Here is a 23,530-nt window from a genome sequence, read left to right on the forward strand (position 1 = left end):
CCGGTTCTGGGTCAGGCGGGAGAATCGTCAGCGCCGGTGAGGGCTTCGACGCGTGCGGGCACGTGCTTGTGCCAGGGAGTGCCCGCGAAGGAGTCCCGGTAGTGGAGTGAGGTCAGTTCATTGGGGGCGACGCCGCTGCTTCCGTGCTCGGGGTGGTCGACCCCGTATCCGTTGGGCAGGGCGATGTGCCCGGGCTGCATCATGTCGGTCACTTCCACGAGCGCCTCGGTGCTGCCGCGTTCGGTGCTGACACGGGCCCGGGAGCCGTCGGCCAGGCCGAGGCGCTCCGCGTCCTGCGGACTGATGCGCAGGGCGCCTTCGCGGTCGCGGCGGCGCCATCGAGGATCCCGGATGATGGTGTTCGCGGTGAAGGAGCGCCGTTCTCCGGCCGAGAGGACGAACGGGTAGGCGTCACTGCCCCAGCCCGGCGCGGTGTGTGTCAGTTCGGGTATCTGGGCGAGCAGTTCGGGGATGGCGACGGTGAATCGCCGGTCCGGTCGGCGCACATAGTTCCAGACGTCGTCCCATTCGTCGGCCGTGAAGGTGACTCCTTCCGGACGAGCGAGGATCGCGTCGAACAACGCGTTGCCGTCGACATGTCCGGCACGCCGCACCGCATCGGGGTGGCTGAGGGCGCACAGCTGGGCCAGTCCCCAGACGGCGGCCGTTGCCTGATGCCCTTCCGGCAAAGCAGTTCCCAGCGTCTCGTACAGGACGTAAGGCGCCAGCCCGAGGAACTCGGGGTGTGTCTGCAGCGCGCTGAAGAAGGCGGTGGTGAACGCGTCGCGTCCCTGGTGGGCGGCGCGTGTGAGGGGCTCCAGCGTGGACGGGTCGACGACGGCGAGCTCCCGCAGCAGGCGGGCGTAGATCTCCGCCTCGGGCAGGGTGCCGGGCAGTGGGTCGAGGGCCGGCGGTCGCAACTGGAAGACGTTGTGGGGGAACTCGACGTTGAAGAACGTGCACTCCCACTTCTCGAACTGACTGGCGGCCGGCAGGACGTAGTCGGCGTGGCGGGCGGTTTCGGTGTAAGCGACGTCGACCAGGACGACGAGGTCGAGTGCGTCGAGTGCCTCGCGGAAACGCCGGGAGTCGGCCAGGGAGTGGGCGGGGTTGGAGCTGTCGATCCACATGGCCCGGAAGCGGTCCGGGTGGTCGGTGAGGATCTCCTCGGCGATGGAGTTGCAGGGCACCAGACCCGAGATGATGCGGGCCCCGGTGCCCGGCGTGCGTTTGCCGGAGCCTGCGACGGGGGCACCGCCGGCGGATGCGCCGGCCACCGCGGCGAAGGAGGAGTGCAGGAACATCGTGCCCGGCCGGCCGAAGTTCCCGGTGAGGATCCACACCAGCTTGTTCAGATACGACACCAGCGTGCTGTGGGGTGACTGTTGAACGCCGAGGTCCTCATAGGTCGTGGCACTCCTCGCCGTGGCGATGCGACGGGCGGCGGTGCGCAGCAGTGCGGCATCGACACCGCAGGCTTGGGCGCACGCGCCGACGTCCACAGCCGCCAGGACGTCCAGGACCGCCTGAACGCCCGTGGTGTGGACGTCGAGGAAAGCCCGGTCGACGAGGTCTTCTTGAACGATGACACCCAGGAGGGCGGCCAGGCACCAGGCGTCGGTGCCGGGACGGACCTGAAGATGGATGTCGGCCATGTCCGCGGTCTCGCTGCGCCGGGGATCGACGACGATCATCGTCCGCCCGGGGTCCTTGGCGATCTCGCGCAGCGTGGGCCGGGCCCGCGGGAAACTGTGGGTCTGCCACGGGTTCTTGCCCAGGAACATCACGACTTCGGCGTGCTCGAAGTCGCCCTTGGTGTGGCCGCCGTAGAGTTTGCCGTCCACCCACATCTCGCCGGTCTTCTCCTGCGCGAGCGGGTTGGAGAAGTAGCGCGCACCGAGGGCTGCCTGCAGGGCCCGGCCGTAGGTGCCGCCCAGGTGGTTGCCCTGGCCGCCACCGCCATAGAAGAAGATCTTGTCGCCGCCGAGATCGTCGCGAATGCCCGCGAGGCGCTGGGTGATCTCCCGGACGGCGGTGTCCCAGTCGATCTCCTCGTGGGTTCCGTCCGGCCGGCGCCGGAGCGGAGAGGTCAGGCGGTGCCTGCCGTTCTGGTAGAAGTCCAGCCTGAGCGGCTTCTCGCACGTGTAGCCCATGCTGCCCGGATGCCGCTTGTCACCGCGAATGCGCTCGAAGCGGCGGCCGTCGAGCTTGATCTCGATACCGCAGTTGCACTCACACAGGATGCAGGCGCTCGTCTTCCATGGCGCTGTCCCGCCCGAAGCGGCTTGCCGTGCGGCCAGAGCCCCAGTGCCCTGGGGCGCCACCGGTTCACTCATCGGATTCCTCCTCGGGACGTCGGTCGGCGCCGTCACGAGACGCTCTTACCGGCCGGTAGCCTAGGCCGGTGAGTTCAGTAGTGCAACTGACTCGGCATGGTCTTTCCGACCTGAGGGCAGATCGGCACCCGACAGGACGAAGGCCGGGACGCGGGGCGGGACGAAGGGCAGGACGAAGGCCCTGAAGCCCCCGTCGGCGGGCGGCGTCCCGGGATTCGGCGCAGCGAGACAGCAAGTCGCCAGGAGAGTCGATGACTTCGGCCTTTGACGATGTACACCCCGGCACCGGGTCGCTCGCGCGCCCTGAAGCGACCGACGGCATCGCGACCAGGGCGCCACCGCCATTGCCCGCGCCTCAGCCGCCGATCCGATGCCTGAGCCGATACGCAGCGCGAATCCGGCCTTATGGGTGCTCCTGAAGGTTTCCCGGCTACGTCGATGCGGCAAAACGGGGCAGCTTCCCTGCCTGCTCCCGGAGTCGCTCGGGGTACCCCGGACCGAGTCCGGGCGTGACGTCCTCCAGCGCGAGTGGCTCGTCACAGTGAACGCAGACCACCTTGGCGTGGGTGAGCTCGCCGCACGTGTGCCGCATCACGACCGGCGGCCCCTCACTCCCCGCCCGCCATGTGTCGCCCCAGTGGGCCATGGCCGCCAAGACGGGGAAGAAGTCGCGGCCACTGTCCGTCAGGACATACTCATGGCGTGCCGGGCGCTCCTGGTAGAGCACCCGCTCCAGCAGTCCCTCCTCGACCAGCCTGTTCAGCCTCTGCGTGAGGATGTTCCGCCCGATCTTGAGGTTCGACTCGAACTCGTTGAAGCGTTTCGAGCCGTAGAAGGCTTCACGTAGCACCAGGGGGGTCCACCAGTCGCCGAGCAGGTCGACGGTCCGGGCGATCGAACAGGGCCATGAGGCAAATGGAGTACGCTTCATCACGCCACCTTAACGGTTGTCCTAATGAACCATCCTCGGCGATGGCCTGGGCTCACTCAGCCTCCAGCGGCCGTCTTCGGCCCTCCGGCCGTCTTCGGCCCTCCCGGCGCTCAACCCCGATCGCCCATCGTGCCGACCCGTCGGTCCACGGCGGACCGGCCCGCTCCCGATGGCGGAAAGACCTGACGACGCGGCCTTCAGGCTGCCTTGCCGTGGACCTTCCGGCCGCGCACCGCCCAAGCCCGGGCGGTGAGCGCGATGGAACCGTCCGGCTTCGTGGGGACGGCGGCTCTCAGCGCCTCACGCACTCGCTCCCGGCCGGCCGGCGTGAGGGCGGCCACGTAGCCCGGTGCGGGGCCCTGCCCCGCGAGGAAGGGGTCCCACAGGTCGGCGAAGTCGGTGAAGACCGTGGCCACCTCGATCGAAGCGGTTGACACGTCGACCAGCCCCGCCTCCGCCCATACCGCACGCAACCGCTCCGGACGGCATACGGGGAACCGGCGGCCCTCGTCCAGCGCGGCCGCGGACGGATCCACCTCGACGGCGGCGTCCCCAGAAGCGGCGAATGAACCCCATACCGTCGGCGTAGTCCCACACATACGCTGCGATCAGGCCGCCCGGCCGGACCACCCGGGCCATTTCCGCCACCGCCGCGGCAGGTACGGGAAGGAAGTTCAGGGCGAGGCCGCTGACGGCCGCGTCACACGCTCCGTCACGTACCGGGAGCCGTATCGCGTCCGCCACGAGGAAGTGCGCCGAGACCGGCGCCGTGGTGCGGGCCGATGCCACGAACTCCTCGGACCGGTCGATTCCCACCATCGTCCGGGGCCGGCACCGGGCCGTCACCTCGGCCGACAGCACACCGGTACCGCATCCCACGTCCACCCACCGCGGCGTGCCCTCGCAGCCGAGCCACGCCGCGAACTCCCGCGCGACAAGCCGGCTCCACCGGCCCATGTACCGCTCGTACGCGGCCCCGACCGCCCACACGTCGAAGCGCTGTCCGTCCATGGCACCACGATCCCCGCCCCGGCGCCTCCCGCGTCGCAGCGACGCGAGCCTGCCGGCCGACGGCCCCGGTCAAGCGGGTACGGCAGAAGTCCGGACGACGGGCCACGCGGGACTCGGTCCTACTGGTTCGCGTGCTTCGATCCCGCGCGAATGATCACCTCGGGCATGGTCACGGGGTGTCCGTCGTGGCAGATGAGCTCCGACTGCACCGGCGCGCCGCACTCCTGGTGGGTGAGCAGGAGCGGCGCCCGGCCCCCCGGCGAGAGGTACCGGGCTCCCCAGTCGTACAGCCCGATCACCGCGGGCGCGAGGTCGCGGCCCATCCGGGTGAGCTGGTACTCGTACCGGGTGCGCTGCCCCGGGTCCTGGTACGGCACGCGGGTGAGGATGCCCGCGGCGGTGAGCTCGCGCAGGCGGGCCGAAGCGACCGCCTCGGTGATCTCGACGCGCCGAGCGAAGTCGTCGAAGCGGGTGGTGCCGTAGAAGGCCTCGCGGAGGATGAGCATCGCCGAGCGGGTGCCGACGACATCCAGCGCCTTGGCGATCGGGCAGTTGTCCCCGATGCGCCAGGTCGACCGATCCGCCAGCCGGTCCTCGAAGGTCGCAGAGTTCTGGGTCACATCACCCACTCTAACTTGCGCAGGCCATAGTCAGCCATCTACGGTCCCTGGCTATGGCAAACACAAGTCAGCGCTCGGGCTTGATCCTGCTCGTGCTCACGCTCGCCGCGTTCATGGCAAGCCTCGACGTCTTCATCGTCAACGTGGCCTTCGACGCGATCGGGGCCGACTTCCGCGGGACGGGGATCACCGACCTCGCATGGGTCCTGAACGCGTACGCGATCCTCTTCGCGGCCCTGCTGGTACCGGCCGGCCGACTCACCGACCGGTACGGCCGCAAGCGCGGCTTCCTCATCGGCCTCGTCCTGTTCACCGGCGCGAGCGCGGCGTGCGCGGCGGCCGGCAGCATCTGGGCCCTGGTCGGCTTCCGGGCGCTCCAGGCCGTCGGCGCCGCCATCCTGACTCCCGCGAGCCTGGGTCTCGTGGTCGCCTCGGCACCACCGGAACGTCGCGCCGCGTGGGTGCGCATCTGGGCCGCCGTCGGGGCACTGGCCGCCGCGCTCGGCCCGGCCGTCGGCGGCGTGCTGGTGGAAGCGTCCTGGCAGCTGGTGTTCCTCGTGAACGTCCCCGTCGGCGTCGCGGCTCTGGTCGCGGCCATCGTGTGGGTGCCGGACTCGCGCGACGCCTCGATCACCCGCAACCCCGACCTGCTCGGCGCGATCCTGCTGGCATCCTCGGTCGGCGCCCTCTCCCTCGCCATCGTGCAAGGACCGTCATGGGGCTGGACCAGCGGCAGAACGAACGCGGCCTGGATCGCCACCGTCGTCACCCTGGCCGCGTTCCTGCTGTCCTCGGCACGCCACCCCGCCCCGGTCATCTCCCCCGCGCTGATGCGAGTGAAGGCCTTCGCCTGGTCGAACGTCACGGCGCTGCTGTTCACCGTCCCCTTCGCCGCGGCCCTGCTCACGAACATCCTGTGGATGCAGAAGGTCTGGCACTACTCGGCCATCGAGACCGGCTTCGCGGTCGCGCCCGGGCCGCTGATGGTCCCGCCGTTCGCCCTCTTGTCCGCGCGCCTGGCACGCCGCCTGCCCGTCGGCATCATCGTCGCCGCCGGATGCCTGCTTACCGGCCTGGGCAGCGTCGTCGTGGCCACCCAGGTCGGCGCCACCCCCGACTACGCCGCCGAACTCCTGCCCGGCTGGCTCATCGGCGGCGCCGGCGTCGGCCTCGCCCTGCCGAGCATCCTGTCGGCCGCCACAGCCGACCTGCCCGCGTCCCAGGCCGCCACCGGAAGCGCCGTCGTCAGCATGAGCCGCCAGATCGGCACGGCCCTCGGCGTCAGCCTCGTCGTCGCCGTCCTCGGCACTCCGACCACCTACGACGCCGCGCACACCGCCTTCCAGCACGCGTGGTGGCTGCTCGCCGCAGTCGCGGCGGCCGGAGCCCTCAGCGCCCCGCTCATGACACCGGCACCGGCACCGGCTCCGGCACGCACAGCCGCCGAGGCAGCGTCATGAGCCCGCGCGCCTTCGCCCAGGCCACGGAGATCACACAGACGGGTCACGGGACGTTCACCGCCGATCTCGACCCGCTGTGGACGGTCGTCGGCAAGCCCGGCGGGGGCTACCTCCAGGCCGTCGCGGGCCGCGCGGCAGGCCGCGCAGCGGGCGCCGTCGCACCGCATCCGCACCTGGTGAGCGCGACCAGCAGCTTCATCCGTCCGCCCCGCCCGGACAAGGTGAGCCTCACCACCGAGGTGCTCCGCATCGGACGTACCACCACCCACGTCCGCACCCGGATCAGCCAAGAAGACGAGCCCTGCGTGGAGACCCTCGCGGTGTTCGCCACGCTCACGACCGAACCGGCATCCAGAACCTGGCTGCCCGGCAATCAACCGCCGCCCGCGCGCCCCTACCCCGAATGCGCGCGATTCCAGCCCCCCAAAGACGTCTTCCCAGTCGATCTCCTCGATCAGATCGAGGTCCGCATCGAACCCGACTCACTGGGATTCGCCACCGGTGAACCCCGCGGGCTCGGCGAGGTCCGCGGCTGGCTCCGGCTCCCCGGCACACCGGCGTTCGACCCGCTCGCCCTGCTCCTCGCCGCCGACGTGCTCCCGCCCGCCACGTTCGACATCCAGCTCACCGGGTGGGTACCGACCATCTCACTGTCGACCTACATACGCGCCCTCCCCGCACCCGGCCCCGTGCACATCACACTGCGCGCCAACGCCATCGCCCACAGCCGCGCAGACGAAACCTGCACCATCCGCGACAGCACCGGCCGACTCGTCGCCCAGTCACACCAACTCGCCGCCATCAGGCTCACATAGGGCCGGCAACTGCCCCGCGGTACACGGTCCGGCCGTCCCCGGTGGGATACGGCTCGGGGCACAGCCCGACACGGTCGGCCACCGCGCGGGCGAGGAGTGTCCGCTCGCCGGATCCGTCGAAGGGGACGGCGACGACCCTCCAGACGGATCGTCCGACGCCGTTCCGAAGTACTCCACAGGGTCGTGCGCCTGCGCGCCCTCGAGCATGCGGGTCGAGCCGTCCGTGCCCGTCCACTCCAGTGCGGAGGAGCCGTTCGCGGTAGTGGCGGAGTGCAGGAACCCGGAAGGCCCGGCACTCACCACCGAGCCGGAGCCAGGTGTGGCCCGCAGGGTCGCGGGAATCGTGGACTCGCTGAACGTCCCGGCTCCGGCCCACACGGGCAGAGAGGCCGGACCCACGGCCATGACGTCATGTACACAACAACTCGCGGCCTCTTGCGCAGGCTGACCCGCTCGGGAACGACGATGATCACCGCCCTGGCCTCCCTCTGCGCGGCCGTCCCCGCCGACGCGTCACCGGCTCCTCCCGGAGCGGCGTCGTACTCCCCGCACACGGTCGACGCCTCTCTGCCCGGTGCGGCCTTCGCCGTGGCGGGTGACATCGAGGGGGACGCCCGTCAGGAACTCGTGGTGACGGGGTTCGGCCGCTTCGAGGCCGTTCCGGGAGGGCCGCCGATCCCCCCGGCGGCCGGCCGGCTCGCGGTCTACCGGCAGAGCGGACGGGCGCTCGGCACCTGGTCGAAGCAGCTGGTGTTCGACACCGACGCAGCGATCCCCTTCCCCAACGAACCGGGCGTGGCCGACGTCGACCGGGACGGCGACCGCGACATTGGTCCCAGGCGGATTCCTTCGCTGCGCCGCACTGTGCGGATCTCTCAGCTGGTGGGAACACCGTGCCGGCGGCCTCTGGAAGCGTCATGACATCGTGACGCCGGGCAGCTCCCCGCTCTCCTACCACCGCGCCGTCTTCGTCGACTTCGACGGCGACGGCCGCAAGGACCTGGTGACCGTCGGCGAGTCCGCGCAGCCCGTCGTGAGGATCGAGGGCCGTCCCCCGGCCAGCGCCTGGATCCAGGTGTTCCGGGCGTCGACGGGCCCGAACGCTTCAGCCGGGAGCCGGTCGACCTCGCAGCCGGTGGCGGTGCCCTCCCCGTCGTCACGGACGTGGACTCCGACGGAGATCTGGACGTGGCCTCCGCGCAGTACTTCGAGCCGGGAGCCGCGTTCATGTGGCTGGAGCGCACCACGGCCCCGGGTCCGGACCACCCGGTGGGTGGCTTCACACCCCACGTCATCGACACCACGCAGGGCAGAGCGATCCAGCTGCGGCCCGTGCGCAACCTGCACGGCGACGGCCGTACCGTGTGGGTCGGCTCCCATCACACCAACACCGTCTTCCCGCCGGGCTCGACCGATCCGGCTTCCCAGGTGGTCTCGTTCTCGGTGCCGGCCGACCCGCGTTCTTCGTGGACCACGACCCCCTTGTCAACGGGGATCGTCGCGCGCGGCCGGGCCGGGCAAGCCGCGCCCGGTGTGTTCGGGGTGTCCGGGGACGGTGACGACCGGCTGATCTGGCTGGAGCAGAGGGACGACCGCACCTTCGACACCCATGTCCTCGCCACCGCCGCCGGTCAGGCGGGAGGCGCCCTGGTCACCGATCTCGACCGCCGGTGGCCGCCGCGCAACGAGGCCGTGTTCACCGTGTTCGAGTCCGACAGCGTCGTGGTCTGGTCCCGGAACCGAGCCGTGTGACCGCCGTGCCCGCGGCGGCACCCCGCCCGCAGAACCGGGGGCGGGGCGCCACCGCCGAACCGGTGACCGGGCGGGCGGCCGCGAGCTTTCCACGGCCGCCCGCCCGGCGAAGACCACCTTCGAGCGGGCAGGGCCGTCACCGGCCTGCCGCCGGCCCGCGTCGGGGTGCTCAGGGCTTGGCGGAGTACACGACACCGGCCAGGTTCTGGGCAGCGGAGCCCCACACCTGGTCGTACAGGGAGGAGTCGACGCCGAGCGTGTGGAGCAGCCAGGCGGTCGTGACGCCGTAGGTGAGTTTGAGCTGGGCGGCGCGGGTGATGGTTCCGCTGTCACAGCCGAAGCCGGAGCTGTCCTCGAATCCGCAGTGGAACCCGCCGGTGATGACGCGCAGTTGCGTCGCGGAGGGCTTGGCGTCGTACATCTTCTGCTGGTTGTCGGCGACTTTGGCGATGCTGTCGGCGCTGCCGCCGACGTACTGGACGGGGATGCTGAGCGAGCCGGAGGCGCTGACGGCCGAGGGGTTGGTCTCCGCGGCCGCGAGGGTGGTGACGGACTTGACGGCCGGGTTCCGGCCGGCGGCGACCAGGGCCGCGCCGCCGCCCATGGAGTGCCCCGAGACGGCGAGCCGGCTGGTGCTGACCGCACCGGCGAAACGCGAACCGGCGGTGCTGTTCTGGGTGGTGAGCCAGGTGAGAGCGGCGTTCAGATCGTCGGCGAACGCCGAGTGGCTGGGGAAGAGGCCGCCCTGGGACTTGGGCGCCACGGTGATGACGCCCCAGGAGGCGTAGTGCTTGAGCAGGCTCTCGTACTGGGTGACGGCCTGGAAGAAGCCGTGCCCGAAGGCGAGACCGGGGTGGGAGCCGGCGGCGACCGGCGCGTTCGCCCCGGCCGTCGTACCGGGGTACCAGACACGTGCGCTGTACGACCGGCCGGAGGCCGAGACCGTGAGATCGGTGTAGGCGACGGGGAACGACCCCGTGGTGGAGGGGTCCACCGCCCGGGCGGAGGGCGCCGCCTCCGACGCCTGGGCGGCTGGTGCGAGGGCCAGGGCGGCTGCCGCGCTCAGCAGCAGCGCGGTCAGGGACCGCTGGAGTGTACGGAACACGAGATCACCTTTTCTTGGGGATGAAACAGTGATTTCCGGTGGTACGTCTCCGTGTTGTCCGGGTGTTCTCCGACCGTGGTGTCGGAGGTCCACGCCGCCGCGGGCACACCCGTGACCCGGGCGGTGTCCCAGGGAGAGCTCACTGAGCCGAAGCGCGCCGAACCGGACCGGACGCGAACCCGGGCGAGCGCACCCCGGCCGCGCGTGGTGCGCGGAGCGGGAGAAGGTCAGGAGCCGGTGGAGCGAGGGAACTCGGCGGGGTCCCACGACCGGTGACAACCGGTCGCGGGGACGCTCATCCGCCGAAGCGCAGGGTGAAGTCGCGCAGCATCAGGCTGACCAGGGGGGCACGGTCGCCGAGCGCGCCGAGCCGGCTGTCGGCGGGCACCGTCCACTCGGCATGCGCCAGCCGCAGGGCGGCGCGGCTGTGGACCGCACTGGTCTTGATCCGGCCGTTCAGCGTCTGAACCAGCTTGTAGGCCAGGGGCCAGCGGCCCGGCAGGCGCCTCCGCTCCGTGTACCGGGCGGCCGCGAGCGCCCCCTGGCCGGTCTTCGCGGCGAACGACGTGGCGTCCGTCCGCCGGGCCTCGAAGGTCGCCATCTCCTTGGGGATGCCCCACAGTGCGCGACCGCCGGCCATGGAGACCTCGCTGTCGACCCAGATGTCGGTGATGCTCACACGGGGCCGCGCTCCGTCCCGCACCGCGACCGCCCGCAGCAGTTCGTTGTAGTGCAGGACGCTGTCGTTCTCGTAGACGACCCAGGCCGCGCCGACCAGGCCGCGGCCGGCGACGGTGAGGGGCCGGGTGCCCGGCACGAGGGCCGGGAGCTGTGCGCGCGGCACGAGCCACAGGGACAGGTACATCTGTCCGGCCAGGTGCCATGGTTCGTCAGGGTAGGGAGTCATTCCGCGTCCATCCCGTGGGGAGACTGCAGGCGCAACGCGCCCGGGGCGGTGGCCGGAACGGTCGGCCGACGTGGTGGGACGGGTGTGACGGGGCGGTACGGCAGACCGGCTGCGGGCCGGGGGTCGGGCTCGCCCTTGTTGGGCCACAGGGCGGTCGCCCGCTCGGCGAGGGCCGTGATGGTGAGCGAGGGGTTGACCCCGAGGTTGGCGGAGATGGTGGAGCCGTCGATGACGTGCAGTCCGGGATGGCCGTGGAGGCGGTGGTACGGGTCGACGACGCCGGTGTCCCGGCTCTCCCCCATGGTGCATCCGCCGATGAGATGGCCGGTTGCCGGGATGTCGAAGAGGTCTGCCCAGGTGCCGCAGGGCTGGCCGCCGATCCGGTCGGCGGCCGTGCGGGCGACGCGGTGTCCGGCGGGGATCCAGGTCGGGTTGGGTGCGCCCTCGCCCGGACGGCTGCTGAGACGGCGCCGCCCTGTCCGGGTCCGCCGCAGGCAGGTGGTCACCGAGTTGTCGACCGTCTGCATGACCAGCAGCACCACGGACTGCTGCGACCAGCGCCGAGGGTTGTGGAGTGCGGGGAGCCTGCGGGCGTTGCGCGCCATGGCGGCGAGTCCGGCTCGGAGGCGGGAGCGCCCCGGCACGGGGTCGACGAGCATCGCGCCCAGCAGTCCCAGCAGGTTGCTGCCGCGGCCGTAGCGCACCGGCTCGACATGGGTGGTCGCGTCGAGGTGGACGGACGAGGTGATGGCGACGCCGCGGGTGTAGTCCGCGTCGCGTTCCCGGGCGCGGACGCCGAGGATGGCCTCGGAGTTGGTGCGGGTCAGCCGTCCCAGCCGCGGCGAGATGTCCTTGAGGGAGCCGTTGTCCTTCAGGGTGTGCAGCAGTCGCTGGGTGCCCAACGCGCCTGCGGCGAAGACCACATGCCGTGCCGTGAGCGTCAGCCCTCGCCGCCGCGGGACGGCACCCGTGCGGACCGAGGTGACGGCCCACTGGTCGCCGGTCCGCCGGACGTCTGTCACCGTGCGGCGCTCCAGCACCCGCGCGCCGGCCCGCTCGGCCAGGCCGAGATAGTTCTTGGGCAGGGTGTTCTTCGCGTTGTGCCGGCAACCGGTCATGCAGGCACCGCAGTTGAGGCAGGCGTTGCGGGTGGGTCCCACTCCGCCGAAGTACGGGTCGGGTACCGCGGCGCCGGGGTCGGTGCCGGCCGGCCCGAAGTGGACTCCGACGGGGGTGGGCCGAAAGGTGTCGGCGCAGCCGAGCTCGGTCGCGGTGTCCTTCAGCAGGAGGTCCGCCTCGGTGAACAGCGGGTTGGGCGTGACGCCGAGCATACGGCGAGCCTGCGAGAAGTAGGGGGCCAGTTCGCGGCGCCAGTCGGTGAGGGTGGCCCAGTGCGAGCCTTCGTAGAAGGCGTCCGGGGGCTCGTACAGCGTGTTGGCGTAGCCGAGGGATCCGCCGCCGACGCCCGCGCCGCTCAGCACCAGGATGTCGCCGAGCAGGGACGCACGGAGGATGCCCATGCATCCGAGGCGGGGCGCGAACAGGTAGGTACGCAGATTCCAGGACGTACGCGGGAAGTCGGCGTCGGTGAAGCGCCGGCCGGCTTCCAGGACGGCCACACGGTAGCCCTTCTCGGTGAGGCGCAGGGCGCTGACGCTGCCGCCGAAGCCGGAGCCGATGACGACGACGTCGTAGTCGGGTTCCCTCATCGCTCGTCTCGCGTTCTGAAGTCGGCCAGCAGCGGCATGACGAGACGTTCGAGGTTCTCGCGCCGGATTTGGGGGTGGACCCCGGTGAGCGGCACGGGGCTGTTCGGCCCGGAAAGGTGCGAGACGAGCGCGAGGTGGGGCAGGAGCACCAGGAGGAGCGACAGCAGCGCGTCCAGGTCGGCGTCCTTGCGCAGGTCCCCGGCGTCGGCGGCCCGTTCCAGGAGGGGGCGCAGACCGGCCAGGTAGATGGCGTTCACGGGCTCGCTGACCGCCTCTCGGACCGCCGGGTCCATCTCCAGGTTGGTGGCGGCGGTCACCCCGCGCTCCAGCGCGTGCCCGGCGAAGTACTCGAGCCAGGCCTCCAGCGCGTCGACGAGGTGAGTGGCGAAGTCGCTCGTCCCGTCGTAGCCGTCGAGCCACGGCTGCATACGGGCGTAGATGCGCAGCGAGGTCTGCTCGGCGACGTAGGCGAAGAGGTCCAGCTTGCCCGAGAAGTACTGGAACAGTGAGCCCTTGGCGACGCCGGCTTCGCGGGCGATGACGTTCAGGCTACCCGTGGAGTAGCCGTGGGCGCCGAACTCGTCCATCGCGGCGACCAGGACCCGCTCGCGGCGGGCCGGGGACAGCCGGGTCCAGGTGGGAGTGGGCATGGACACTCCTTCGTATGACCGGACGGTCATGTGACCGCCCGGTCATGGTGAGGGTGTCCCCCGTCGGAAGTCAACGCCTCTGACGGACATGGCTGTCGAGTGAAGTCGGGGCGGCCCATTGACAGGCGGTGGCGGACCCCCCAGCCTGTGATCGGCCAGTGATATGACCACCTGGTCACAAGGAGGTCGCCATGCAGAAGGTGTGTGTGATCGGGGCCGGTTCGTCCGGGATAGCCGCCTGCCAGGTGCTGGCGGAACGGGGCATCGCCTACGACTGCTTCGAGCTGGGATCGGACGTCGGCGGCAACTGGCGCTACATGAACGACAACGGGCAGTCGTCGGCCTATCGTTCGCTCCACATCAACACATCCCGTCAGATCATGGAGTACGCGTGCTATCCCATGTCGGACGAGTATCCGGTGTACCCGGGCCACGCCCGGATAGCGCACTACTTCGACGCGTTCGTCGACCACTTCGGCCTGCGCCCGTCGATCAGATTCCGCACCGAGGTGACCGAGGTCGTCCCGGCCGGGGGCAAGTGGACGGTGGCCTGGCGGCATCGCGACACGAACGATCACGCCACTGAGACGTACGACGCCGTACTCGTCGCCAACGGCCACCACTGGAAGCCCCGTTGGCCGCAGCCCGGCATCCCCGGGGCGGCGGAGTTCCAGGGCGCCCAGATCCACTCGCACGACTACCGCCGGCCCGAGCCCTTCACCGACCGCAGGGTCCTCGTGCTGGGCATCGGCAACTCGGCGTGCGACATCGCCGTGGAGACCTCGCGCGTGTCCCGGCGGACGGTCCTCGCCATGCGCCGGGGCGCGCACATTCTGCCGAAACACCTGTTCGGCACGCCCACCGATCATCTGACCCACTCGTGGCTGGCGCGGGCGCCCTTCGCCGTTCAGGACCGCGGCCTGCAACTCCTGCTGCGCCTGAGCCGCGGCCGTCTGGCGGACTACGGGCTGCCCACCCCCACGCACCGCGTCCTGGCCGCCCATCCGACCATCTCGGACGACTTGCTGTCCCGCCTCAGCCACGGCGACATCACCGTCAGACCCGTGCCGCGGAAGGCCGACGCCGGCCATGTCTTCTTCGAGGACGGAAGCGTCGAGGAGATCGACACGATCATCTACTGCACGGGGTACGACATCGCGTTCCCCTTCCTGTCGGACGAGTTGATCGGCTTGAAGGACAACGATCCGCAGCTGTATCACCGGGTGGCGGCGCCGGCTCACCCCGGCCTCTACTTCATCGGTCTGGTGCAGCCGCTCGGCGCCATCATGCCGTTGGCGGAGGCCCAGTCGCACTGGGTCGCCGACCTGCTGCAGAACAGGTGCACCCTGCCCGGCCGGGAGGAGATGCTCGAGGAGATCCGCACCTACCGCGCCCGGATCGCCCGGCGGTACGTCGCCTCGACCCGGCACACCATTCAGGTGGACGCTCAGGCGTATCTGCGGGAACTGGCCAAGGAGCGCAAGCGGAGGGCCGTGCGGCGGCGGGACGGCCGCAGGCGGGTTGCGGCGTCCGGGTGATGCGCGTGATGCGGCTGGTGATCCGGATGACGACCAGCGGTGTCGGGCCGACGTCGGCGACGAGTGCGGCAACGGCGAGGCAGTGGGTGAGGGGAACGGGATGGCGTGACGGCGCCCGCTCGGTCGGGGCACCGACCGGGCGGGCGCTCATGACACTCCCCCGTCGCCGATCGGGCGGGGGCCCATCCCGGCAGGGGCTGTTCGCGGGCACGGTAGACGCGCGCGAGGGTGTCGCTCGCCCGCTCGGCGCCTTCCTCGGTGACCTGATGGAAGCGTCGACGCGAACGGCCGGCTCCCTCATGAACGGCGGTGCCGGCTTCTGCGGTTGGGCAGTCCGCGGATCGGCCTCGGAGAGCCGCCTCGTGTCCGCTCTCGGCTCTGTCACGTCCCGGCAGCCCGGCGACTCGCCCTGCCCAGGAAGTCGCGCTGGAAGCCTGCCTCCTCCCCGGCTCCCCCTCCGACCCGCACCCCGACTCGCTGCCCTGCCGGGACTCCGCCATCGACTGTCAGCCATACGGCAGAGGAACAACGGCGCTGTCTTCCGTACTATCGCTACTCAACAGATGTGCGCCAGTAACTGCCGCTGCTCCCAGGGCAGCAGGCAGGACAGCATGAACCTTCGACTTCGCGTATGCCATGGGCCCGCCGCTCATCGGCTGCGCCACACAGGAAGGGTGTGAGCATCGTGTCCGAAACCGCTGCCCAGACAACCGAGTTGACCTCCCAGTACAGCGCCCAGGTGGCAGGCGACCTGGAACGCAACCTCAAGGAGCAGGAGCGCCTCAGCGGTGAGATCGAAGCGCTGCAGGAGCAACTCGCCGCTGTACGGCACGATCACACCGTCCTGCTGAACCTCCAGCAGGCCCTCGGCATCCCGGCGGCGCCCGACGTGCCCGCGGCCGAGCCCGTCACAGCGGTGCCCGCTCCCCGCAAGAAGACCGTGACAGCATCCGGTGCGGCCCCGCAGGCGAAGGCCAAGAAGCCCGCCCCGGCGAAGAAGCGGACCAGCAAGAAGCCCGCCGCAGCGGCTTCAGCCCCACAGCCCGCTGCACCCACGCTGGTGGAACTGGTCCGCGAGCACCTGGCCGGCCAGGACGAGCCCCGCTCGGCTGCCGAGATCGCCACCGCGCTGGGCCGGCAGCATCCCGAGCGCGCGGTCAAGACGACCGTGGTGCGTACGACGCTGGAAGGGCTCGTGGCCAAGAACCAGGCCCAGCGCACCAAGCAGGGCACATCCGTCTTCTACACCACCCCCGACACAGCCGAGCCCGCCGCGGCCGGCGATCAGCCCAAGCAGCAGTCCGCCTGACGCCCCGAGCTCTCCCGGCCGACTGCCTCATGCGTAGCCGCAGCGGCCCAGCGTGATCCACGAAAGCACCGCCAACGGGCTCGCGGCAGGGCTCGTGGGCGGGGTCACGTGGTGATGCCTGTCCTCGGCCGCCGTGGCATCAGCCGGGCCGGGTTCGGGCGTCGAGCCAGGCTCTGTGACAGCGGAGCGCCGCGCCACGATCTCCAGGCCGGGTGTGGTCTCAGGGCACTGGAAGCAGAAACGTGTGATCACTGCCGGGCATCGACGCCGGTTGATGGAGTCGGGGCTCCATGACAGGTGCTGCTGCTGGTGAACGCTCGATCGCCGCACTCGCACCGTGGCACACACGCGGGGCGTTGTAGACAAGGGGTACGACAGCAACCCCAACCCACCTTGCCCTGTCCTCTGATCCGGGCCGCGAGCCGGGGGCCGGTCGCCGTGCCGGGCCACCGCCGAAGGTCGCCGTCGCCCGGCCAGGCCGACCCGTCTTCCAGCGTTCCCTTCCGGCGCTCCGCGGGGTTTCGGTAGCGTCCCAGCGTCGGTGCGATCATGAGGGGGACGGGTGAAGGGTGCAGGCACGGAGGCGGGGATGCCTGAGTCGAGCTGTCTGGTCGGCAGTCGGCTGGTCGGGCGCAAGAATCCGATGCAGGTCGTGATGAGCGAAACCCTGGCACTTGCCGAGGACGGCTGTCTGCGAGTGACGGCGCACGAAGACGGCTACGTGATACGCCCCGGCACCCGCTCCGGGGCCGGGCTTCCCCCGGACCGGGCCGCCCTGCTGGACGCGATCCTCGGCAGGGAAGGTGAACTGCGGCTCCGGCGCGAACCCGGTCCGCCGGCCTCCCTCCGCGGTACCAGGATCAGCCTCGCGCAGATTCAGCGGAGCGTGACCAAGGCTGCCCGTGAGCGCGGCTACTTGGCCCGACCGTATTACGTGCTGTTCAGCATGGCGATTGCCGTACTGTCCGGTGCGTTCCTGATGTGGAGGGGGAACACGTCCACGGCTCTCCTGCTGTGCACGGCAGCGGCCTTGCTGGGCACGTGGTCGCTCCGGAAGACGCATATCAGCAAGGCCGGTGCCGCCGAGCAAGGACGTCTCCTCGCGCTGCAGGACAGTCTCCGGCGTCCGAGCCGGCCCGCACCTCCGGAGGCGGAAACCTCGCTCGGCTGTCGTCTGCTGCCCTGGGCCACTCTTCTGCTCGACGGCGAGGAATATGGTCGTTGGTACGCCGACAACCTGCTCGACGTCGAGTTGCCCCGGTGGTGGGCGCAGGAACCGGACGGCCAGGACCCAGCCTTGCGGTTCGTCTCCCAGGAAGGGATGAAGGGGCTCCTGCATTCACTGCTGCACCACGTCGGCCCGTAGTCAGACGTTCGCATCCCGGTACCCCACCGCGTTCGGTGACGGAGATCAGCCGGTCTGGAGGCAGGGTCTCTTGCGTGATCGAGGTCTGTTCGGATTCATCCGGTGAGGCCGAGGGCGGTCAGGGATCTGCGGCAGCCGCGGGCGGTGGAGCGGAGGGCGGCGGCGATGTTGGTGCGACCGTCCCGACGGTAGACGCCGATGGCGAGGTTGCGCAGGCCGGCCATGCTGCGCGGGAGGGGCCGACGTGGGTGTCCCGTCCAGGGCGCCGAACCACTGGCCGCGGTCATACTCACCCCGAGAGCACCGACGAGCGAGGCCTCCGCCCTCGTTGCGGGCGCCAGCCGGGAGCAGGGATCGGCAACCATCCAGCGCGCTCGATGGTCCTTCGGACATGGCACACCCGAGTCCCGAACCGTCCCCAGCTCCGCCTGAGTGGCCGCACTGCGGGCACGGCACCACCCCGGAAGACGCGGTCGGCTGCCGTGGCATCCACGTCGCCGGTCACACTGCATGCCTTGCCCACCTGACCGACACCGACCGCGACGCCTACCTGGCCGGCCTGACGCCCGGCGCCGACATGGACCACCGCGGCACCCCCTTCACCGAACCCATGCTTGATGCCCTCCTGGACGCCCTCCGCGACCCCGCCACCGGACACGCCCGCCTGGGGAACACCAGGTTCGCTTCCGCGTCCTTCCAGGGGGACGCGTCGTTCGAGTCAGCTTCCTTCCACGGTAGCGTTTCATTCGCATCGGCGATCTTTCATAACACCGCCGTATTCATTTCTGCGTCCTTCCACAACGGGGCAAGCTTCGCTTCGGCCTCCTTCCACGGCGACGCCCGATTCGACTTGGCCTCCTTCGATGATGACGCCTGGTTCGGTTCGGCGATCTTCCAGGAGTTGGTCATGTTCGAATCGGCGACCTTCCGCGGAAATGCCGGATTCGACTCGGCCACCTTCCGAGACGTGGCCTTCTTCGGGTGGGCAACCTTTCACGGCGCCGCTTGGTTCGATTCGGCGAAATTCGAGCGTTTCGCCAGATTTGCGGCGGCGACCTTCCAGATCGGCGCCATGTTCAAGGCGACGGTGTTCTGTCACAACGCCGATTTCGAGCAGGCAGTCTTCGAGCGGGCACTTAGCCTTGGGCCGCTCGTGTGCGCTGGTCGGGTAGTGCTGTCAGGAGCAGTATTCGGTGGCCCAGTGACTGTCTCACTCGCCACTCGTCGCCTGGAGTGCCGACGGACACGCTGGTCGTCAACGGCCGAGGTTCGTCTGCGCCACACCACTGTGGACTTCTCCCACGCGGTCTTCGAATACCCGCTCACGATCGCCGCGGAGGCCGCCCCCTTCGCGCTCCCTTCCGGACGGCCGGTGGCAGAACAGAGTCTTGTCGGCGCACCCGACGCCACGGTGCGCATAGCCTCGCTGCGTGGAGTGGACGCGGCCCATCTGGTTCTCGCCGACGTCGACCTGTCGGAGTGTCTGTTCACCGGGACCGTGCATCTGGACCAGTTGAGGTTGGAAGGCACCTGCTCCTTCGCAAAGGTCCCATCCGGCACACACTGGAGGCGCGGTCGCCCTGTGCGGTTCACCCAGCGCCGCACCCTCGCCGAAGAGCACCACTGGCGCGCGAGCCGGCCGGCGGCTGTCCGGGGCTGGAATGTGGCGGTCTTCGGCGCTGGAAACGTCGGGCCGCTGCACCTGGCGCCTGTGTACCGGGCACTGCGTAAAGCGTTCGAGGACGGCAAGCACGAGCCGGGGGCCGCCGACTTCTATTACGGGGAGATGGAGATGCGCCGCCACGCCGACGACATCCCCGGGAGCGAGCGAAGGCTTCTGAGTGCTTACTGGGCATTGTCCGGCTACGGTATGCGCGCCTCCCGGGCCCTTGCATGGCTCGGCGCCGCCATGTTCGTCACCGTCGTGCTGCTGATGGGCTTCGGGCTCCCCCAGGACTCTCCCCAGCAGGAAGCGACCGGCACAGTGCCGCCCGGCGGTGGCAAGGTCACCTTCCAGATCGACAAGGCTGATCCCCACAACCCCACGGGCAATCGGTTCACCGGCGCGCGCTTCGAGAAGGCCCTGAACGTCACGCTCAACTCAGTGGTGTTCCGCTCCGCCGACCAGGACCTGACCACCTCCGGCACCTACATCGAGATGGCGTCCCGCGTGACCGAGCCCGTCCTTCTGGGACTGGCCGTCCTGGCCGTGCGTAACCGTGTCAAGCGCTGACCCGCACCTCTGGCCATGCTCGCACGACCAGCCGCTCCCGGCATGGCACGCATGACCTGGTGTCCCCCGCGCGAGCTACACGCGATTGTCCACCTCAGGGGGACGTTCGTGGGGTGCCCCAGCTCATAGCGTTCCCGGCGATGCAGGGGCGGCCGGGCCGCCGGTCAACAGGGGAGGAATGTGATGTCGCTCTGGAATGCGCAGGCGGTGCGGTGGGTCAGGCACCAGTTCTCGCAGTCACCGTTCGAGCCGACCCGCCGGGTGTGGCCGGCCGGGGTGCGGCTGGCGGTGATGGCGGTGCTGTTCATCCTGGTCACGGGACTCGCCGCAGGGATGAGGGGTGTGGCCGGCGACAACCCGGTGCTGTCCCGGCTGTTCGGCGCGGCGGCTGTGGTCATCGCCCTGACGGTCTACGCGGCGGCGGTACGGATCCTCGAACAGCGCCCCGTGTCCGAACTGGACACCTCGGTGGCCAGGCCAGGCCTGCGCATCGGCCTGCCGCTCGGCCTCGGCCTGTTCGTCGCGACGCTCGCGCTGATCGCCCTGTTCGGTGGATACGGCACGAGGGGCGGGGTGTCCGTGGGCGGCGCGGTGACCGTCTTCGGCATCATGGCGGGGGTCGCGGTCGTCGAGGAACTCCTCTTCCGCGGCATCGTCTTCCGCCTCGTCGAGGAACTCACGGGCACACGAGGTGCGTTGGCGACTCCCTCGGCGATCAGTTTCAGCACCTCGGTCTCGCGCGGGGACAGGCCGGACAGTGCCCCTCTCGTGGCGGACCCGCGGGCCTCGGCCGGGCGGATCCGGTCGGCGAACCTGCCGACGAGTCGGCGGGTGACGGCAGGTGCCAGCAGGGACTCGCCCAGGGCTACCGTACGGATGCCGTGCACCAGGTCGCGCGGCGGTGAGTCCTTGAGCAGGAACCCGCTCGCGCCGGCCCGCAGTGCCTCGTACACGTAGTCGTCGAGGTTGAAGGTGGTGACCACAAGGACCTTCACCGGATCGGTGACATCGGGTCCGGCCAGCAGCCGTGTTGCCTCGATGCCGTCCAGCAGCGGCATCCGGATGTCCATCACCACCACGTCGGGGCGCAGTCGTCCCGCGGCCTCCACCGCCGCGCGTCCGTCGGCGGCCTCTCCCACGACCTCCAGGTCCGGCTGGGCGGTGAAGATGGTGACGTAGCCCGTGCGTACGAGTTCCTGATCCTCGCAGACCAGGACCCTGATCGGCGTCGTGGAGCCGGTCTCCGCCGTGCGCACCACTCCGGTACCTGCCCTCTCTGCCCCACCCGTGCCCGTCATCGTGGTCCCGCCGAAGTCTGTCATCCGTGCCTCCCGGAGGGGGCGCTGTGGCTGCCGGCGGGGATGCGGGCGCTGACGGCGAAGCCGCCGTCCGGGCGGCTGCCGGCCGTCAGTTCACCGCCGAAGACGCCGACCCGCTCACGCAGGCCGATCAGTCCGTGTCCACCGCCCCGGCCCGGGGGACTGATCGCGGCGGGGCCGGCGTGGCGGGTTGGCCCTCGGTGATCACCCCGACCTCGATGCCGTCGGGCGCATAGCGGACGGTGACGAGCGTCCTGTGGCCCGGCGCGTGTCTGAGGGCGTTGGTCAGAGCCTCCTGCACCACACGGTATGCGGCGAGCTCCACGCCCGAGGCCATCGCGGGCCGCTCTCCCGTCTGCGTCAGTTCCACGGGCTGCCCCGCCGCCCGGATCTGCTCGACCAGGTCGTGCAGTCGGCCCGGTGCCGGGGCTCGGTCCGCCGCGGACGTCCCGATCGGCCACCCGTCGGCCGGCGCGTCACCGGACGCCCTCAGTACCCCCAGCAGATGCTGGAGGTCGGCCACGGCGTGCCGGCCGGACTCGCTGATCGCGTCGAGTCCGGTGGCCACCCGGTCCGGGGCGTCGGCGAGCAGGAACTGGGCCGCGCCCGCCTGCACCACCATCGCGGTGACGTGGTGGGTCACCACGTCGTGCAACTCCCTTGCGATACGGGCCCGTTCCTGGGACATCGCCGCATCGACACTGCGTCGGCGCCGCGCCTCCTCCGCCGTCTGCCGCGCCTGTACCGCCCGGCCCGCGGCCCAGCAGCAGGCCGGCGCCAGGAGGATGAGGGCGAAGTCGGACGCCTGCTGGGGTGAGCCCCGGTGGTGCAGCCCGAGGGCGAACAGCACGTACAGGCCGATGGCCACGGCTGCCACCAGCACGAAGCGCGCACCGCGGACGCGCTTGCCGTGGGCCCCCACGCTGTAGAGGGCAACGTACAGGCCCATGGTCGCGAACGTGCCGGGGTAGGCCGCGAGTTGGTGGACCGAAGGCTCCCGTCACCAGGGCGAGGCACACGCCGGGCCATCGTCGGCGCACCACCAGAGGCAGCCACAGGAAGAGCACGGCCAGGACGCCCGGCACATCGTACGGACGCTTCGGCAAGTCGCCGAATTCCGCGCCGAGAGGGGCCATAACGGGCGCGAACACCACCGGCGCCGGCGCGAGGGTGAACACCCCGTCCCGCGCCGGCACACCCAGCGCGTTCCAGCGCGCCATGACACCTCGAACGCCCTCAGGTGACCCTGGCGTCGTCGCTCCGAACACCCGCCAGAGCGTAGCCAACGGAGTCCTGCCGGCGCATCGCGACCAGGAGAACCCCGTCGAACACGCTGGTGCTCACGGTGCGGCGCGGCAGCTCTGGGCCGCCGCGCCGTCCGGGTCAGCTCGCGGTGCAGGAGACGGTCGGCCAGGTCCAGTTGCCGTTGTGCTGGATGGTGACGCCCCAACTGTTGCCGCTGCCGTTGGGTTTGGCGGTCAGTACCTGGGCGCTGGGATAGGTGGCGCTGATGTTCCAGGTCGACAGGACCTTGGCCGGCGAGGGCACGTTCATGGTCACGGTCCAGTTGCCGGAACCGGTCACCGCGACGTTCAGGTTGTACCGGTCGCTCCACTGCTGACCCGCGGACAGCGTCGCGGTGCAACCGCCCCCGCCACCCCCGCCCCCGCTGTCGTCGGGGGCCACGGCGCGTCCGGTCTGTGGGGAGATCTTGCCCGCGCACAGTCCGCGAGCCGCGAGTCCCTGCGCGATGCGCGGAATCGCGGCGAGCGTGTTGGCGGGCCAGTCGTGCATGAGAATCACCTGGCCGTTGGTGAGCCGGCCGGCGGCCGCGACGATCGCGTCGGTGCCGGCGTTGTTCCAGTCCTGCGAGTCGACGTCCCAGATGACCTCGGTGAGCCCGTACTTGGCCTCCACGGACTTCAGCGTCGCGTTCGTCTCGCCGTACGGCGGCCGGAACAGCACCGGAGTGCCGCCGCCCGCGTTGGCGATGGCTTGCTGGGTCCGGGAGATCTCCGAGTCGATGGTCGCCTGGCTCTGCTGGGTGAGATGCGGGTGCGTGTAGCTGTGGTTGCCGACCCACATCCCGGCGTTCACCTGGGCCCGTACGAGGGAGGGGTTGGCGGCGGCGTACTGGCCCTGGTTGAACATGGTGGCCCGCAGCCCGTTCTGTGTGAGGTCGTTGAGCAGGGCCGTGGTGGTGCCGCCCGGACCGTCGTCGAAGGTGAGTCCGACGTACCCGTTGCAGGCGGCGGCCTGGGCCGGGGCGGGGGTGGTGAGGGTCAGTGTGCCCGCGGCGGCTGTCGCGAGAGCGGCGGCCAGGATCGTGAGGCGTGGTCTGGATGTCATGGGGGGGCTCCAGCCTGGGGGTGGGGGGTCAGCTCGCGGTGCAGGAGACGGTCGGCCAGGTCCAGTTGCCGTTGTGCTGGATGGTGACGCCCCAACTGTTGCCGCTGCCGTTGGGTTTGG

General features: G+C 70.5%; 20 protein-coding genes and 2 pseudogenes. 8 read left to right on the forward strand and 14 right to left on the reverse strand.

Annotation, left to right across the window (positions count from 1 at the left end; genetic code table 11):
• Window positions 1–11: 11 nt before the first annotated feature.
• From ACFY30_RS19060 to ACFY30_RS19080, 5 genes and pseudogenes are all read right to left on the reverse strand, one after another.
• On the reverse strand, window positions 12–2,336 hold the full coding sequence (locus ACFY30_RS19060) for a molybdopterin-dependent oxidoreductase (RefSeq protein WP_390846324.1): 2,325 nt from the start codon (window positions 2,334–2,336) through the stop codon (window positions 12–14).
• 430 nt (window positions 2,337–2,766) lie between these two features.
• Window positions 2,767–3,267, reverse strand: a complete 501-nt coding sequence (locus ACFY30_RS19065; protein WP_390846325.1) for a winged helix-turn-helix transcriptional regulator — start codon at window positions 3,265–3,267, stop codon at window positions 2,767–2,769.
• Between the two features lie 197 nt (window positions 3,268–3,464).
• Window positions 3,465–3,704, reverse strand: coding sequence for a hypothetical protein (locus ACFY30_RS19070; RefSeq protein ID WP_390846517.1), 240 nt, complete (start codon window positions 3,702–3,704; stop codon window positions 3,465–3,467).
• A 202-nt stretch (window positions 3,705–3,906) separates the two neighbouring features.
• Window positions 3,907–4,278, reverse strand: a pseudogene (locus ACFY30_RS19075) (class I SAM-dependent methyltransferase); the annotation flags it as partial.
• A gap of 119 nt (window positions 4,279–4,397) precedes the next feature.
• On the reverse strand, window positions 4,398–4,898 hold the full coding sequence (locus tag ACFY30_RS19080) for a winged helix-turn-helix transcriptional regulator (RefSeq protein WP_390846326.1): 501 nt from the start codon (window positions 4,896–4,898) through the stop codon (window positions 4,398–4,400).
• Window positions 4,899–4,951: 53 nt separating this feature from the next.
• Here ACFY30_RS19080 and ACFY30_RS19085 point away from each other — a divergent pair, with 53 nt between their 5' ends.
• From ACFY30_RS19085 to ACFY30_RS19100, 4 genes are all read left to right on the forward strand, one after another.
• Window positions 4,952–6,358 carry an MFS transporter gene (locus ACFY30_RS19085; RefSeq protein ID WP_390846327.1) on the forward strand — a complete coding sequence of 469 codons (1,407 nt, stop codon included), beginning with the start codon at window positions 4,952–4,954 and terminating at the stop codon, window positions 6,356–6,358.
• Window positions 6,355–7,173, forward strand: coding sequence for a thioesterase family protein (locus ACFY30_RS19090; RefSeq protein WP_390846328.1), 819 nt, complete (start codon window positions 6,355–6,357; stop codon window positions 7,171–7,173). Before ACFY30_RS19085 ends, ACFY30_RS19090 begins: the two co-directional genes overlap by 4 nt.
• 465 nt (window positions 7,174–7,638) lie before the next feature.
• Entirely contained in the window at window positions 7,639–8,094 is a 456-nt protein-coding gene (locus tag ACFY30_RS19095) for a hypothetical protein (protein WP_390846329.1), read from the forward strand.
• Window positions 8,095–8,337: 243 nt separating this feature from the next.
• Complete coding sequence (locus ACFY30_RS19100; RefSeq protein WP_390846330.1) at window positions 8,338–8,925, forward strand: hypothetical protein; 588 nt, start codon at window positions 8,338–8,340, stop codon at window positions 8,923–8,925.
• 169 nt (window positions 8,926–9,094) lie between these two features.
• Here ACFY30_RS19100 and ACFY30_RS19105 read toward each other — a convergent pair whose 3' ends face one another.
• From ACFY30_RS19105 to ACFY30_RS19120, 4 genes are all read right to left on the reverse strand, one after another.
• Window positions 9,095–10,030 (reverse strand): alpha/beta hydrolase family protein, encoded by a 936-nt coding sequence (locus tag ACFY30_RS19105; protein ID WP_390846331.1) that lies wholly within the window; start codon window positions 10,028–10,030, stop codon window positions 9,095–9,097.
• A gap of 295 nt (window positions 10,031–10,325) precedes the next feature.
• Window positions 10,326–10,937, reverse strand: a complete 612-nt coding sequence (locus ACFY30_RS19110; protein WP_390846332.1) for an acetoacetate decarboxylase family protein — start codon at window positions 10,935–10,937, stop codon at window positions 10,326–10,328.
• On the reverse strand, window positions 10,934–12,646 hold the full coding sequence (locus tag ACFY30_RS19115) for a GMC oxidoreductase (protein ID WP_390846333.1): 1,713 nt from the start codon (window positions 12,644–12,646) through the stop codon (window positions 10,934–10,936). The genes ACFY30_RS19110 and ACFY30_RS19115 overlap by 4 nt, the downstream gene beginning before the upstream one ends.
• Window positions 12,643–13,296 carry a TetR/AcrR family transcriptional regulator gene (locus tag ACFY30_RS19120; protein WP_390846334.1) on the reverse strand — a complete coding sequence of 218 codons (654 nt, stop codon included), beginning with the start codon at window positions 13,294–13,296 and terminating at the stop codon, window positions 12,643–12,645. Before ACFY30_RS19120 ends, ACFY30_RS19115 begins: the two co-directional genes overlap by 4 nt.
• Before the next feature lie 191 nt (window positions 13,297–13,487).
• Between ACFY30_RS19120 and ACFY30_RS19125 the strand changes: the two genes are divergently transcribed.
• From ACFY30_RS19125 to ACFY30_RS19135, 3 genes are all read left to right on the forward strand, one after another.
• A complete protein-coding gene (locus tag ACFY30_RS19125; protein WP_390846335.1) occupies window positions 13,488–14,834 on the forward strand; it encodes a flavin-containing monooxygenase in 1,347 nt (448 codons plus the stop codon).
• Window positions 14,835–15,519: 685 nt separating this feature from the next.
• A complete protein-coding gene (locus ACFY30_RS19130; protein WP_390846336.1) occupies window positions 15,520–16,143 on the forward strand; it encodes a hypothetical protein in 624 nt (207 codons plus the stop codon).
• 589 nt (window positions 16,144–16,732) lie between these two features.
• Window positions 16,733–17,509: a hypothetical protein gene (locus ACFY30_RS19135; RefSeq protein WP_390846337.1), complete on the forward strand. Its 777-nt coding sequence runs from the start codon at window positions 16,733–16,735 to the stop codon at window positions 17,507–17,509.
• Window positions 17,510–17,604: 95 nt separating this feature from the next.
• Here ACFY30_RS19135 and ACFY30_RS19140 read toward each other — a convergent pair whose 3' ends face one another.
• Entirely contained in the window at window positions 17,605–17,796 is a 192-nt protein-coding gene (locus ACFY30_RS19140; RefSeq protein WP_390846338.1) for a hypothetical protein, read from the reverse strand.
• Window positions 17,797–17,900: 104 nt separating this feature from the next.
• Here ACFY30_RS19140 and ACFY30_RS19145 point away from each other — a divergent pair, with 104 nt between their 5' ends.
• On the forward strand, window positions 17,901–19,742 hold the full coding sequence (locus tag ACFY30_RS19145; protein WP_390846339.1) for a pentapeptide repeat-containing protein: 1,842 nt from the start codon (window positions 17,901–17,903) through the stop codon (window positions 19,740–19,742).
• Window positions 19,743–19,906: 164 nt separating this feature from the next.
• Here the strand turns inward: ACFY30_RS19145 and ACFY30_RS19150 are convergent, their stop codons facing one another.
• The 4 genes and pseudogenes from ACFY30_RS19150 to ACFY30_RS19165 form a co-directional block, all read right to left on the reverse strand.
• Entirely contained in the window at window positions 19,907–20,050 is a 144-nt protein-coding gene (locus ACFY30_RS19150) for a hypothetical protein (RefSeq protein ID WP_390846340.1), read from the reverse strand.
• A 384-nt stretch (window positions 20,051–20,434) separates the two neighbouring features.
• Window positions 20,435–21,040: pseudogene (locus tag ACFY30_RS19155) on the reverse strand (response regulator transcription factor); the annotation flags it as partial.
• A gap of 151 nt (window positions 21,041–21,191) precedes the next feature.
• Window positions 21,192–22,010 carry a sensor histidine kinase gene (locus ACFY30_RS19160; protein ID WP_390846341.1) on the reverse strand — a complete coding sequence of 273 codons (819 nt, stop codon included), beginning with the start codon at window positions 22,008–22,010 and terminating at the stop codon, window positions 21,192–21,194.
• A 434-nt stretch (window positions 22,011–22,444) separates the two neighbouring features.
• Window positions 22,445–23,410 (reverse strand): polysaccharide deacetylase family protein, encoded by a 966-nt coding sequence (locus ACFY30_RS19165; RefSeq protein ID WP_390846342.1) that lies wholly within the window; start codon window positions 23,408–23,410, stop codon window positions 22,445–22,447.
• Window positions 23,411–23,530 lie beyond the last annotated feature (120 nt).

The sequence above is a fragment of the Streptomyces sp. NPDC000345 genome (assembly GCF_042898825.1).
Classification (GTDB): Bacteria; Actinomycetota; Actinomycetes; order Streptomycetales; family Streptomycetaceae; genus Streptomyces.